This is a genomic window from Paenibacillus sp. sg306046 (assembly GCF_059821225.1).
In genome coordinates this window covers 1-13,656 of record NZ_JCAMRT010000050.1, presented here as the reverse complement: position 1 = coordinate 13,656, position 13,656 = coordinate 1, and the positions used below count along the sequence as shown (strand labels likewise).

The window sequence follows — 13,656 nt, the reverse complement described above, 5'->3', positions numbered from 1 at the left end:
TTCCAAGCAAGAAATATCCAATTCTGACGCGGATTCTCTGGCTTCTTAAGCGTTAGAACTTATGACTGTCCAGATTCTATGAACTACATGTATAAAGTTCTTAATACTTCAGAAATACCTGATGATATTACTATTGCTATTGAGTACAAGGTTCCTGCCTCCGCAAGAAGAATAGATTTTATCCTCACCGGATTAGATGAGAAAAATCATTACTCTGTTGTTATTATCGAGTTAAAACAATGGGATTATTTAAGGTTAGTTGAGGCAGGAGATGGAATTGTTCAAACAATCATGAAGAAGGGGCTGGTTAGTCATCCCCATCCCTCGTATCAAGCATGGTCCTATGCCAGATTAATAAAAGATTATAATGAAGCTGTACAAAAGGAGCCTATTTCTCTTTATCCCTGTGCATATTTGCATAATTATATCCTGTCTAAGGATGATCCTCTTGTTCATGACAGTTACCAAACTTATATAAAGGAAGCACCCATTTTTACTAAAGGAGATGCGTTAAAGCTTAGAGGATTCATTTCCCTCTATATAAAAAAAACAGATCGCAAAAGATCACTTTATTTAATTGAACATGGAAAAATTAGGCCCTCTAAATCCCTACAGGATGCTTTGTTAAAAATGCTCATGGGGAATGAAGAATTTATTATGATTGATGAGCAAAAGGTTATTTATGAAACAGCGCTTAGAATGGCACTTAAAGCTCAAACAAGTAGTAAGAAACAAGTACTTATAATAAATGGTGGCCCAGGTACAGGGAAGTCCGTGCTTGGCATTAATTTACTCGTCAAACTAACTGCTAAGGAATTGGTATGCCAATATGTGACCAAGAACAGCGCACCAAGAGAGGTTTATGTCAAACGCCTTCAACAAAATTATAAAAAAACAGTTATTCATAACTTATTCAAAAGTTCCGGTGTATTTTATGAATCTTTGTATAATGAATTTGATGTATTAATTGTTGATGAAGCCCACCGATTGAATGAGAAGTCGGGATTGTTTAAAAATAAAGGTGATAACCAAATGAGGGAGCTTATTCACGCCTCTAAATTTAGTATTTTTTTTATTGACGAGTTTCAAAAAATTTCCATGCAAGATGTGGGGAGTAAAGAGCAGCTAAAAGCATTTGCTTCTGAGCAGGCTGCCGAAGTAGTGGAAATGCAGTTGGAGTCTCAATTTCGATGTAATGGTTCTGATGGCTACATTGCATGGTTAGAAGATGTGTTAGAATTGCGCAATACTGCTAATTTCGATGGTTTCAATATGGAGTATGATTTTAAAGTTCTTGACGATCCTAATCAGTTGCGGAATGAGATTGTTAGTAAAAATTTAATAAATAATAGGGCCAGAATGTTAGCAGGATACTGCTGGGACTGGAAAAAAGAGGGAAAAAATAATAAAGAGGTATTTGATATTGTTATAGAAGAGCAACAGTTTTTTATGAGCTGGAACTTAAATAACACCACCACCTGGGCAATAGACCCTGAGTCAATTGAGCAAGCGGGGTGTATTCATACTTCGCAAGGACTAGAGTTTGATTATGTTGGAGTTATTATCGGCGAAGACATAAGGTATGAGGATGGAAAAATTATTACTGATCCTTTTAAACGTGCCAAGACTGATAAATCACTCTCTGGTTTTAAGTCATTATATAAACAAAATAAAAAAGAGGCGCTGCAAGTTGCTGATCAAATCATTAAAAATACCTATCGGACACTTATGACTCGAGGCATGAAGGGCTGCTATATATATTGTGTGGACCCTGATTTAAATCAGTATTTTTATACAAGAATTCGTAAGAAAGAAAAAGTACTATTTAACTTAGATGCATATAACTATTCTAAAGTAGCCGAAAGTTCAGGTTTGTTTGCCACAAGAAACAAATATATGGAAAAAGGGGACTAAAGTGAAAGCCGTACGCTTTTTCTATTGAACGCCCATGAACTGGGGAGGTTCCTGAACTGTGACCCTCTTGTTGGTCATTTGTATTTTAATCAAGGTTAAGAAAGAGGAGCCATACGAAAATGGGAAAGTTGAAACGATCTGTATTCATGGAAGAACAGATAACAATGGTGGAATAAAATCCCAATGTATAGAAAGTATCAGTGTAGACCATTACTTACAAGCCTACGTTCAAATTGGAGGCGTTGCCAGCCTACAAGCCAGGGCAAACTATTCGATCTGGTTTTGACCTTGACGTCATTGGGCATCAAAAGCAAAGGACTAGCTATGGATCAGCGAGGCAAGGTTAGCATAGGATGCAAACCGGCCGATAAAAGAAGAATTGAAGCGAGCTTAATAAACTGCTTTAAGTGCAGGTAGACCCACTAACAAAGCTCGAAGCGTTTGAGCGGCAGAAGAAAAGCGCTAACCGTCGAGTGCTTCGAGTTCATCGACCGTACTATTCGTGCGAATGGCCTGAAACGGATCACACGTTATTTATGTGAATTTGTAAATGTAAGCCTAAGCGATTACTATAGTTGGTTTGCAACCGAGGATGAGCGCCAGCTTAGGACAGCAACTGACGAGGAGAGCATCTTCCTTATCAGGCAAGAATTCGAGGCACTGCACGGCAGAGCAGGGGCATTAGTCATCAAAATGCATCTCGAGCGAGTGGTGTGATCATGAATCATAAGAAGACATAAGCAAGGCAGGCTTAGTCATGGTCATACGATAAGCGACCCCACGCTCGAGCTTCCAATTTTGAGCAGACCTTCAAGGGCTTGTTGAGCGACTGACCGGTCGATGTCACGCGGAACGATGCTGATTTCCCGATTTCCACACCATTGAGGAAGGGAGGGTGCGAATTAAGGAATACATAAGCTACTACAACTCAGGACGATACTAGTCGTCACTAAAAAAGATGACCCTCGATGAATTCAGAGGTCATCTACTTGCCAGTCAGACTTAGGCCTCTTTATTATCTTCTACAGTCCGGGTCACAGTTCAATCCTGAGGAAGCCCTTGTCAGTATCGAATTCTTTTCTTAAGATTTATCTAAAATTAGTTTTAGTTTGAGGTTACTCATTACTTGAATATTTCTTTCAATACGTTCTTCGCCATTCTCAGTTCTTGCGGATTTTTGGCTCTCAATATTTTTAGAATCTCCCCTAAATCAGCATCAGACTCCGTCTGCTTCTCCTCATAATCCACATAGGTAAAAAGCTGAGAAATATGTACCTCGAGCGCGGTAGCGATTTTGAATAAGTTTTGTAAAGCAAGATTTTTCTCGCCACGTTCGATCTGACCAATGTAAGAGAAATGAAATCCGCCTTTTTCTCCTAAAGCTTCTTGCGAAAGTCCACGCTCTTTTCTCAAATCTCGTATACGTGCGCCAACCAGCTTTAATACGTCATTTTCCATTTTACTACACCTCTTATTCAAAAAGTGTAGACAAGTTATTCAGGACTATACATAAGTAGAAGAATATTATATATTTAGTTTATGATATTTATTGATATTAATTTCTGGTGTACATAGATTTAAAAATAGCAATAACCAGCCTTATTGAAGTGAGATAGTTTCATAAGTCATTGTTGGAGGTCCGCCATGCTCAAACCAACCTCATCCCACCCGGTCATCACTGTAACCTCAGATATCAATGAAGCTACGCACTGGACGCCTTTACCCGATGATCGTTGGACAGCAGACAGTGGCACTTGGAGCGGGATCACGCCTGACAAGCATTACCGTCTGTTCTACGATAAGTACGATCAAGAGTATGTTATCGTCAATGACCGAGGCAAGCTGTCCATGATTTATTTGGCTCACCATGGCCTGTATCTGATCTATGAGCATTGAGAAGCGGCAATAGGGGACTCAAGGAGTGGGCGATCAGGCAGAGCTCATTAAAGCCCAGATCACCTGAGCAATTTACGGTAGGGGAAGAATGAATATGGAGCATTCCGCAGAGTTACAGTCTTGGATACAAGATCATTGGGATATCACGTTAGTTCAGGTTGATCAGCAGGATGATGTGGTTAGGCTGCGAGCTATGGAGCAAGCGTCGTATGCAGTCATGAAACAAAGCATGAGCAAAGAGGAGCTGGGCCAGTTTATAGCTTGGGAAGAGATTTACTGGAAGCTGCACGTCGTGGAATTGAAACGGATGTACCAGAAGGGGATTTGGGATGGGATGAATCAGCTTAGGACAGGGGATAGCCTTTAGGCTGTCTTAATTGTCCTACATACCGAGGTTCACCTTTTTTATTGCAGTATATTTTTTGAACTGATACCATCTTGGTATGGGGTAATCATACAGACTACCAAACAACCGTATCATTAATCAACTATTATTTTGCGTTTTGCCCAAGATACAGGCGTAAAGTGCTTATTACTCAGGCGAGATTGAAAGGAATAACTTCTCGCCGTCTCCGAGAGTAATTCAAGCACTGAAGCATCTGCCTTCTCTTTGGACACGTTCCTACTTTGTTAGTACAGCAGGGAACGTTTCAAGTGAAACAATCAAGAAGTATGTCGAAGAACAAAGACAATGGAGTGAGTAATTTTGATCCTAAAATGTGATGCTTGCGGCTTTGAGCAGTTCGTCAAAGACCACAAATTCAAGCCATATCAAGAAGAATATAACCAATTTGAGCGTATATATTGCAATACTAATAAATGCTTAGAAGAACATGGACGACAAAGGCCTAAAGGATATACCTGTGTGCTCATGTGGTTTGGTGGCTGGTCTGGAATAAGAATTATGGACGTCGAAACGTACGAAGGTGTGAAGCGTGCAAGGCAGTTACTAGAATACGCTAAGTACGAGAATCTCATTTGACTACAGTGACGATTCAGATTTGCATCTATCCGAGTAACCCGGCTCTACTGATACAAATAGGTTGATGCGTACAGATGGATCGGACTGGATGAGCTGGGAGAGGTAACGTTTGCCCCGGCGGATATTCCATTTGTGGAGCGGCTGACACGTTGATATTTCGCTAGGAGAGTGAAGCTGATGAGCAGCGACAGCAAGGAAAGATTCTCAAACCGGGTAGGGGACTATGTAAAATACCGTCCGAGCTATCCGGCGGAAGTCATCGACTATCTGTACAGCACCGTCGGTATGAAGCCGAGTTCGCGAATTGCTGACGTAGGGGCGGGAACTGGCATTTTCTCCAAGCTGCTGTTGGACCGGGGCAGCGAGGTGCTTGCGGTGGAGCCGAATCAGGCGATGCGGGAGGCGGCAGACCGGGAACTGGGCGGCCGAGCCAATTATCGCTCGGTGGCTGCGGCTGCGGAGGCGACGGGCTTGTCGGAGCAGTCGGTTGATTTTATCGTATGCGCGCAGTCGTTTCATTGGTTCGACCGGCCGGCGGCACAAGCTGAATTTCGGCGTATTCTCAAGCCGGGAGGCAAGGCTGTCCTGATCTGGAATACGCGCTTGACCGAGGGAACGCCGTTTCTGGAAGGGTACGAGCAGCTTCTACAGCTGTACAGCACGGATTACAGGCAGATGACGCATAAGAATATAGCTTCGGAGCAGCTGCGACTGTTTTTCCGCGATCACGATCTGCAGGAAGCTGCCTTTACGAACTCGCAGCGGTTTGACCTGGAGGCCTTGATTGGACGGGCGCTTTCCTCCTCCTATGTGCCTGCCGAGGGCCAGCCGCATCACGACCGGTTGAAGGCCGAGCTGAAGCAGCTGTTCGAGCGGACGCAGGCAAATGGCCGGGTCAGCTTCGATTATGAGACGGAGGTTTTCTGGGGGGACGTGTAAGCAAGTGTCGGGTTTCAGCGACAGTTGCCTTAACCCGTCCGATCGGCTACGATAAACGCAGGAGCAGCTTGCAGGCTCTTATTTCGAGAAGAACGTTACGGGAGGTAATTCGATGAGCTTTACTTTGCAGCTGGGCGCGCAAGCGCCGGATTTTCGCCTGAAGGCTACGGACGGTCAGACGTATACGCTGGACAGCTTTGCCGATGCCCGGTTTCTTGTCCTGTTTTTTACCTGCAATCATTGCCCTTACGTTGTCGGTTCCGATGAAGTTACCCGTGCTACGGCGGACAAATTCCGCGAGCATGGCGTCGTATTTGCCGGCATTAATGCCAACAGCGTTCAGACGCATCCTGATGACTCCTACGAAAAAATGGTTGTACGCATGGATCTGCAGCGGTTCCCCTGGGTGTATCTCCATGACGAGACGCAAGATACGGCGCGGGCCTATGGCGCGTTGCGGACGCCGCACTTTTACGTCTTCGACGGGGAACGGAAGCTCGTGTATACCGGTCGTGGCGTCGATTACCCGCGTGATACAAGCAAGATGACGGTTAACGATCTGGATCGCACGTTGTCCCAATTGATAGCCGGCGAGCCGGTCAGCACACCGTTGACGAATCCGATCGGATGCAATGTCAAATGGGATGGTCAGGATGCACATTGGATGCCGGCGGATGCCTGCGACCTGGTCTAAGTATAAGATCAGGGTTATGTAGCCTGAACCAATCCACCAGTGAATGCAGGTCAGATACAAGCAATTTCGATGAGATACCTGACAGGCCGGACAACGCAATGACTTGCGGGGTTACGGCCTGTCAGGCGTGAGGCTGGCTAAGCGGATTAAAAACAAGGACCGCATGCGAAGGAGCAGACTGCTCCATGTTAGGCGATATGCTCTTATTTAAAGGATTCTGACTATATGTTTAGAGATTGCTGAATATTGTTCAAATATTTTTAAATCATGGAATGGAAGCGGGATTAATGCCCTTTGATGGGCATCGTTTATAAACCTTTCGTTATTTTCTGTATTCGAAAAAATTCCAATAGGCCGATTGCTGATCATATTATCGCACCAATAGCATTCATCGCCGGTTATTATATAGTTGTTATGATTTGATTCAAAATAAACGACCGATGAGCCATGGCTATGACCGCCAATAACTTTAAATCTAAATAGGTCGTCGTAAACATATTCATTTTCTACAGTAACAACATGGCATTGCAGCAGTTTCTCTTTAATGGATGGCGAGCCTTGTTTTAGTGCAATTTCATAGTCGATTTTAGACATAATGATTTCAGGTTCATTAAACAAGTCAAGATTTTCAATATGATCAAAGTGACTATGAGTAATAATTACCGTATCAATGAAGCTTAGGCTGCCAATGATGCCCCCTAACTCTTCTTTAACGTCTGTAAATGTAATCCCCCATTGCTTTGCTACCTTCTCATCGCGAAAGCCTGTATCAATAAAAATCGTTTTATTATTATGTTTTGCAATATAATAAGACCATGCAATCTTAACTAGTTCCTCCGGATTATTCGTATCGCGGTATATATTGCTTAAGCGAAACAAAGATTCTCCAACTTTTACAGCGTAGAGCTCCACTCGATTGGCTCAACCCCTTCATTTATGTTGTTATTATTATTCTTCAACTATCGGAATAACCCTTTGAGGAAGCTGCATGAAAGGAATGTGCTGTTATGTGCCCGATGCCTGATATCAAGCTGATTACAGAAAATTTGGCCCACGAGCTGATAACGGGGATCGAACGTGCGTCCGGTATTTATATCATGACATCCTTTGTCACGCGCTCGGGTGTGCAAATTCTTGCTCCGCACCTGAAAGCAGCGGCTGAGCGCGGTGCGGAAATTAAGGACGGGAGCCGAGTCGCGGCTACTGGCAGGAATTTCGTTCGTATACGGGCTTTCTCTATTGGGCCGATGAGCTGGGGCCGGAGGAGAAAGAAACATTTCTGCGGCACGAGTCTTGGCTGAAGGAAGCCGAGGGCACCGTAATGTCGAAAAGCTACAAGATGACGGTGCTGCTGTATATGCTGGAGCGGGGCGCTCACCATTGGCTGGATCCGATAACAGCGGTTGAAGCGGCTCCATTTTTCCACAGCTATTATATGTCCCGGAAGTATCGCAAGCAGATTGATTTTTCCGATGGAGAGAGCAGAGCGCTGTGGGTGTATGACGAAGGCAAGGTTGCGAAGCGGATCGCCAACATGCCGATGACCAAATGGAGCGGCAGCTCGAAGGGACTGGTTACATACGCTGAGGGGGTGTTTGCGCTGATGATCGAGGTGCTGCCTCAGGAACGGGAGCTGCTATATGACTGGACGCGGGACATTTGCCTGTACCGGCTGCATGTGCATTTCGAACGACGGGAAAGCCGGTGACGGCCGGGCAGTCACATCATCCTAGGGAAAGCAGAACCTGCGCCGCTCAGGCGACGCAGGTTCTGCGGAGTGACGTTCGCGCAGGCTTCACACAGATATGAGCATATTCAATTCCGCTGAAGCCCCGTGCTTGTACAGTTTAATACTGGGTGTTGCCGGATTGGCTCGTTTTGCCGGAGGCAAATCCTTTAAACAACGTTGGCACATTGGAATATCTTGTATTGGTGATTTGGGCGGTCGATGAGCTGCTGTCTGTACGCATGATGGAGTCCTTAACTTTCGAAATATCGCTGTTGGTGAGGGTCATCTTAACGGTAAAGTTGCTTCCGCCATTCTGGCGCACGAGCTTGCCGATATCGTTGGCTTTGAAGTTTTTAATATTAATCGTGCCGGCGGCATTAATCTGGAATACTTTGTCGTAAGCCTTGTAAGCGGCACCCCCATCAATGTTGACCGTGCCGGCTGATTTTAGCGTCAGCGCATCCTCGCCTACGTCCTGCCACGTTACATTTTGAATATTGCAGTTGCCGTAGCAATGTACGCCGTCTGCGGCCGGCGCGCCGATAATGACATTTTTCAGTGTAGCGCCTGCCTCCAGACGGAATACCGGCTTCTGCCCCTCGCCTTGGCCGCCATCGCCCAACGTGCTCGCATTTGCTACAAATACTTTGCCTTTGCCATCATAGGTGGTGTTCTTCGGAACAACAATGGTTGCGCTTACAAGTTCAGCTGCGTGAACAGGAGCCGGTTGAATGATGGCAATCGACGTGACCAGAGCGAGCGAGAGAACGGCACCAAACCATTTTTTCATGTAACGAATTCTCCTTTAACTAGTGGAATTTTGGGGAATGACGCAGCAGCAGCTGATCATTCGTTTTACCGATACAAACCGATGTGCACCTCCGTTTGCATCTACGTCAAGACTAACCTAAAAATTCCCATTACAGGAATAATCATTAATTCACATGCTGGATAATCAACTCGAAAAGCCGTTAGAGCCCAGGAATTTGAGGGGGTGCCGCCAAGAAATAATCTAAATAAAACAAATTTGGACAACATGTCGTGGCAGGAAATCTGAGGTAAAGATTATTGGGAGGGAGTGTTTGCTAGTACGCCGTTTGAAATCGAGGCGATCCTCTCCGAGTATTTGGCTTAGCAGCTAGCAGGAGCGGGTGTGCTTTGGAGCGTATGATGTAAAAAAGCGTTGGCGAACATATCGCCAGCGCTTTTCGCCGATGTCCGTCCAGCCAGCGCACGGCTGACGGATGAGCATCTTACACCTTTGTTCAATTTGCAAGGGTCCGAGCGAGATCCGGTTCGTACGGAGGCAGCAAGCTTTGCCTAAGCATCTGGCTAAGCCTGGCATGCTACAACGGACACGACGGTCCGGGCGCCAGCGTTTCGGGAATCAGCGCTTGGGCTGCGGCGTCTTTTTTCATTTTGCGAATACGCAGTGTCAGCCAAACTTGACTGGCAATATAAATCGACGAGTACATCCCGACCGCGAGGCCAAGCGTCATCGCCAGCGAAAACAGGCGGATGGACTCACTGCCCCAGACGAGCAGCGCGACGGAAGCAAACATAACGGCGACGACCGTATGCACGGAGCGGGTTAGTGTCTGATTAACGCTGCGGTTCACGAGTTCGGTGAGCGCAGCTGTGGTTTTGGGCCGCAGGGCCGCAACATTTTCGCGGATGCGATCGAAAATGACGACCGTATCATTAATCGAGTAGCCGATAATGGTCAGCAGCGCTGCGATAAAGGTCAAGTTCACCTCAAGCTGGAGCAGGGAGAAGAAGCTGATGACAAAAAATACATCATGCAGCAGCGCAATGATGGCGGCAAAGGCAAACATCCACTCAAAGCGAATGCTGACATACAGCAGAATGCCGAGACTGGCGATGGCGACCGCAATGATTGCTTTGACCGCCAGCTCCCGGGCGATGCTCGGGTCGACTGTATTTTCCTCCTTGGAGATATCTGGTCCGTAGGCAGCAGCAAAGGCTTGAACGATCCGTTCGCTTTCACCTGTGTTTGGGTCCAAAATTTTATCGAAGCGTAAGGAAACACGATTCTGATCGGCGCCGCCGATTGTAACCGTGGCTGGCTCATAGCCGACGCTGCGGACGATATCTTCAGCCTGCTGCTTGCTTATCGACGGCTTGAGCACGATATCCAGCGTAGTGCCTGCTTTGAAATCTACGCCAAGCTTAAAGCCCTGAACGAGCAGACTGCCGACGCCGAGCAACGTCACGGCGATAGATAAGGTGTAAAACCATTTACGTTTGCTGACAAAATCAAAGGTCCGCTCCGGGGGGGCCGCCGACCGGGCAGGACGAAAGCTCCAGATGCGGTAACGGGAGGCGGCGAACGCTTCCGCGCTTTGAAACCAGCCGGTCCGGATCAGCGTATGCAGCAGCCAGTGGGAGAAATACATATTTGTCAATATGCTTAGTCCAATACTGAGCAGCAAAGTGAGCGCGAAGCCGCGGATCGCGCCTGTCCCGACATAAAATAACACTGCGGCCGCAATGGCCGTCGTGATATTGGAATCCATAATCGTGCGGAAGGAATGCTTGGAGCCCGCTTGAAGCGAGGCGAGCAGGTCCTTGTCTTGCGCCCGTTCTTCTTTAAACCGTTCATACGTGATGATGTTGGCATCGACAGCCATCCCGACGCCAAGCACGAAGGCCGCGATACCCGGAAGGGTTAACGTGGCGTGTATCCAGTTGGTAACCAGCAGCAGCATCCAGGTATAAGTGATCAGCGTGATGCTGGCGACCAGGCCTGCCATCCGGTAAAGAGCCAGCATAAACAGTAAAATAAGCACAGAGCCGCCGACACCCGCAATGACGGTCTGCTCCAGCGAACGTTGGCCGAGCGAGGCGCCCACGGATTGGGTGTATTTTTCCGTCAGCTTGAGCGGCAGCGCTCCGAGATTAATGGTATCAGCCAGCTCGCGGGCTTGCTGCGGTTGGAAGCTTCCTGTAATGGTGGCGATGCCTTCGCTTAAGACGACGCCGATGACCGGAGCAGCCAGCAGGGAATCATCCAGATAAATCGAAATCGGCTTGTTCAGCAGCTTGGTTGATACTTGCTTCAGCTTCTCCTTGTCCTTGACCTCTACCTGAATCATTGGCCGCTGGGCCTGATCATAGACGATTTTGGAAGCCCCTTCCTTGAAGTCACTTCCATACAATTCGATGGCGCCGTCCGGTCCGCGAAAGGTAAGATCGGCGGGTTTTTTCAGCATGTCGCGGACGCTTGCTTCATCCTCTACGCCCGCCAGCCGCAGTCTGATCCGATTATCGCCCTCTGTCCAAACCTCCGGCTCGCTTGTGCCCAGCGCATTGATGCGTTTCTCCAGACTTTTGGCTGTCTGCTGCAAGGATTCTTTGGTCAGCGCTACGTTGGCCTGCAACGGGCTGGCCTCATAGAGCACTTCAAATCCTCCCTTGAGATCAAGACCAAGCCGCGCCTCTCGTATAATGCCGCTTGATGTCAGCAGGATCAGGCTTAACGTCAGGATCACGGTACACAGAAATGCCGTGATTCGTTTATAGTTCAACATGCACATTCACCTCAATTAAGAACAGGGGCTTCCCTGCCGCTTGTCTTGGTACAAGTATAGCATGCGATTCTGGACATTCGCTGGACACTTTACTATTTCTTGATGTCCAGTATTTGTCCAGAATGATCTCGTACAATGGTAGGAGTAAGCAGCTTAGGTAGAGGGGGCAGACCGGAGGAGGGATATCGGCAACTGCAACGTTAGCGTGCTTGGTTCGGAGCTAGGCTGGCTGCCAGCCAGCAGGGAATGAGGTGTGTACCTGTTCGTTATTACGTATTTCCGGATTGCGCATTTCCGGCTGGCGCAGCAGACAGGGCATCGAACAGGCTGTTCCGAGCCGGCTTGCGTTCGGACAGGCTTTGAGCGTCAGGCTGATCAGGGGAAACCTGGCAGCATCGCATCGGTGGACACAATTCGTATGACTATGAATGAGAGGAAGATTTGCTGAATATGAAGAAAATTTCGAAGAAGCGTTTGCTCATGTCGGGTATGAGCGCCATCATGATGTTTAATATGACCGCGCAGGCGGCATCGGCTGCCCAAGTATTTTTTGAGGATATCAAGAATGTTCCGTGGGCACAACGCCACATTACGCAAATGACCTTGCTGGATGTTATCGAGGGGAAAAGCACTTCGGCTTTCAGCCCGCAGGATCAAGTAACGAAGCAGGAAGCCGTCATGATGACCATCCGGCTGATGGGTGAAGAAGCTCAACTGGATACCAGCATGGCGTCGCTGCCGGTTGATTCATGGGCGCAGGCCTACGTTAGTCTCGGATTGCGGCTCGGTCTGATCGACAGCTTCGAGCTGGTGTCGGAGGGCGATAAGATGTGGGGCCAAATTCCTGCCAAGCGGGAATGGATTACCCAACTGGTTGTGCGCGCGATTGAACGTCAGGTTGCGGCCGCCGAGCTGTCGGCTTCGCAGTCGCCGTTTCTGGATGATACCACGATTTCGGCCAATATGCGCGGCTATGTCAATGTAGCGTCCCGTCTGGAAATTGTGCAAGGTACGTCCGGCAATGTGTTTAAGCCGCTTGACCTGGTTACTCGTGCGGAAATGGCTGCTATTTTAACCCGGACGATTCCTTATCTGGTGAAAAAACGGCCCGCTCTGGCGCAAAATGTTGCGTACGGTGTCGTAACGTCTGTGAACGAAAACGGCTTCACGATTTTGGCGGATGGACGCAGTCAAACGTTTGATTGGACGCCGGATACCGTGGTGTACGGGAAAGAGTCGAACGAGCCGTTTGACCGCTCGGCGATCCGTGTCGGCTTGCCGTTGTCGGTTGTTCATGACGGACAGCGTGCTGGAATGGTACAAGTCACCGAGGCTTCGATTATGCCGGATCAGGTGATCAAGCGGCTGGATGATCTGGAAGCATTAAAAGGCGCTTCCGGAGCAACGGGTGCGGCAGGAGCGACCGGAGCTGCAGGGGCGACGGGAGAAGCTGGAGCTACCGGTCCGGCAGGGGCAACAGGCCCGGCGGGAGCGCAAGGTCCTTCCGGCAGCCAGGGAGAGCGCGGCGCGACAGGCGCCGGTCTGGAGGGCGTAGCCGCTTATTCTAGCGCTGCGGCCGCCGGTTATGCCGCCAACCAGGTTGTGACCTATAACGGCAGCCTATATATGGCGAAAAAAGCTGCGCCAGCCGGAACGCCGGACAGCTCGTCCGATTACACGCTGCTGGTTAGCAAAGGGGACAATGGTGTAACCGGGGCGGCAGGCGTCACTGGAGCGCCAGGTGTAACTGGAGCGACGGGGGCGACTGGAGCGACTGGGTTTACTGGCGCGACAGGAGTGACTGGAGCGACGGGGATGACTGGAGCGACGGGGATGACTGGAGCGACGGGGATGACAGGCGCGACGGGGATGACTGGAGCGACGGGGATGACAGGCGCGACGGGGATGACTGGAGCGACGGGGATGACTGGAGCGACGGGGATGACAGGCG

General features: G+C 48.4%; 11 protein-coding genes and 2 pseudogenes. 9 read left to right on the top strand and 4 right to left on the bottom strand.

What is annotated here, in order from left to right; translation table 11 throughout:
- The first annotated feature begins 87 nt into the window (after positions 1-87).
- The gene (locus tag AC6ROY_RS24890) at positions 88-1,914 is read left to right on the top strand and encodes a DNA/RNA helicase domain-containing protein (RefSeq protein WP_500103260.1); all 1,827 of its coding nucleotides are present in this window, start codon (positions 88-90) and stop codon (positions 1,912-1,914) included.
- A gap of 874 nt (positions 1,915-2,788) precedes the next feature.
- Positions 2,789-2,857, top strand: a pseudogene (locus tag AC6ROY_RS24885) (hypothetical protein); the annotation flags it as partial.
- 179 nt (positions 2,858-3,036) lie between these two features.
- Here the strand turns inward: AC6ROY_RS24885 and AC6ROY_RS24880 are convergent.
- Complete coding sequence (locus tag AC6ROY_RS24880) at positions 3,037-3,372, bottom strand: helix-turn-helix domain-containing protein (RefSeq protein WP_500103259.1); 336 nt, start codon at positions 3,370-3,372, stop codon at positions 3,037-3,039.
- A gap of 186 nt (positions 3,373-3,558) precedes the next feature.
- Here AC6ROY_RS24880 and AC6ROY_RS24875 point away from each other — a divergent pair, with 186 nt between their 5' ends.
- The 5 genes and pseudogenes from AC6ROY_RS24875 (at position 3,559) to AC6ROY_RS24855 (ending at position 6,425) form a co-directional block, all read left to right on the top strand.
- Entirely contained in the window at positions 3,559-3,810 is a 252-nt protein-coding gene (locus AC6ROY_RS24875; protein WP_500103258.1) for a hypothetical protein, read from the top strand.
- 94 nt (positions 3,811-3,904) lie between these two features.
- Positions 3,905-4,177, top strand: coding sequence for a hypothetical protein (locus AC6ROY_RS24870; RefSeq protein ID WP_500103257.1), 273 nt, complete (start codon positions 3,905-3,907; stop codon positions 4,175-4,177).
- Positions 4,178-4,415: 238 nt separating this feature from the next.
- Positions 4,416-4,514, top strand: a pseudogene (locus AC6ROY_RS24865) (transposase); the annotation flags it as partial.
- A gap of 455 nt (positions 4,515-4,969) precedes the next feature.
- On the top strand, positions 4,970-5,731 hold the full coding sequence (locus AC6ROY_RS24860) for a class I SAM-dependent methyltransferase (RefSeq protein ID WP_500103256.1): 762 nt from the start codon (positions 4,970-4,972) through the stop codon (positions 5,729-5,731).
- 112 nt (positions 5,732-5,843) lie between these two features.
- On the top strand, positions 5,844-6,425 hold the full coding sequence (locus tag AC6ROY_RS24855) for a thioredoxin family protein (RefSeq protein WP_500103255.1): 582 nt from the start codon (positions 5,844-5,846) through the stop codon (positions 6,423-6,425).
- Between the two features lie 207 nt (positions 6,426-6,632).
- Here the strand turns inward: AC6ROY_RS24855 and AC6ROY_RS24850 are convergent, their stop codons facing one another.
- Positions 6,633-7,337 (bottom strand): MBL fold metallo-hydrolase, encoded by a 705-nt coding sequence (locus tag AC6ROY_RS24850; protein ID WP_500103254.1) that lies wholly within the window; start codon positions 7,335-7,337, stop codon positions 6,633-6,635.
- Positions 7,338-7,746: 409 nt separating this feature from the next.
- Between AC6ROY_RS24850 and AC6ROY_RS24845 the strand changes: the two genes are divergently transcribed.
- Positions 7,747-8,133 (top strand): hypothetical protein, encoded by a 387-nt coding sequence (locus AC6ROY_RS24845; RefSeq protein ID WP_500103253.1) that lies wholly within the window; start codon positions 7,747-7,749, stop codon positions 8,131-8,133.
- A gap of 139 nt (positions 8,134-8,272) precedes the next feature.
- On the opposite strand, the gene AC6ROY_RS24840 is transcribed toward AC6ROY_RS24845, so the two are convergent.
- Positions 8,273-8,944 (bottom strand): pectate lyase, encoded by a 672-nt coding sequence (locus AC6ROY_RS24840; protein WP_500103252.1) that lies wholly within the window; start codon positions 8,942-8,944, stop codon positions 8,273-8,275.
- Positions 8,945-9,500: 556 nt separating this feature from the next.
- Positions 9,501-11,705 carry a protein translocase subunit SecD gene (gene secD / locus AC6ROY_RS24835; protein WP_500103251.1) on the bottom strand — a complete coding sequence of 735 codons (2,205 nt, stop codon included), beginning with the start codon at positions 11,703-11,705 and terminating at the stop codon, positions 9,501-9,503.
- Positions 11,706-12,155: 450 nt separating this feature from the next.
- Between secD and AC6ROY_RS24830 the strand changes: the two genes are divergently transcribed.
- A partial coding sequence (locus tag AC6ROY_RS24830) for an S-layer homology domain-containing protein (protein WP_500103250.1) occupies positions 12,156-13,656 on the top strand: 1,501 nt, incomplete at its 3' end.

Excerpts from the sequence above, each read along its gene's own strand:
- AC6ROY_RS24890 (WP_500103260.1), top strand. The coding sequence starts at position 88 with ATGTATAAAGTTCTTAATACTTCAGAAATACCTGATGATATTACTATT.
- AC6ROY_RS24875 (WP_500103258.1), top strand. The coding sequence starts at position 3,559 with ATGCTCAAACCAACCTCATCCCACCCGGTCATCACTGTAACCTCAGAT.
- AC6ROY_RS24845 (WP_500103253.1), top strand. The coding sequence starts at position 7,747 with ATGTCGAAAAGCTACAAGATGACGGTGCTGCTGTATATGCTGGAGCGG.
- AC6ROY_RS24840 (WP_500103252.1), bottom strand. The coding sequence starts at position 8,944 with ATGAAAAAATGGTTTGGTGCCGTTCTCTCGCTCGCTCTGGTCACGTCG.
- AC6ROY_RS24860 (WP_500103256.1), top strand. The coding sequence starts at position 4,970 with ATGAGCAGCGACAGCAAGGAAAGATTCTCAAACCGGGTAGGGGACTAT.
- AC6ROY_RS24870 (WP_500103257.1), top strand. The coding sequence starts at position 3,905 with ATGGAGCATTCCGCAGAGTTACAGTCTTGGATACAAGATCATTGGGAT.
- AC6ROY_RS24855 (WP_500103255.1), top strand. The coding sequence starts at position 5,844 with ATGAGCTTTACTTTGCAGCTGGGCGCGCAAGCGCCGGATTTTCGCCTG.
- AC6ROY_RS24880 (WP_500103259.1), bottom strand. The coding sequence starts at position 3,372 with ATGGAAAATGACGTATTAAAGCTGGTTGGCGCACGTATACGAGATTTG.
- secD (WP_500103251.1), bottom strand. The coding sequence starts at position 11,705 with ATGTTGAACTATAAACGAATCACGGCATTTCTGTGTACCGTGATCCTG.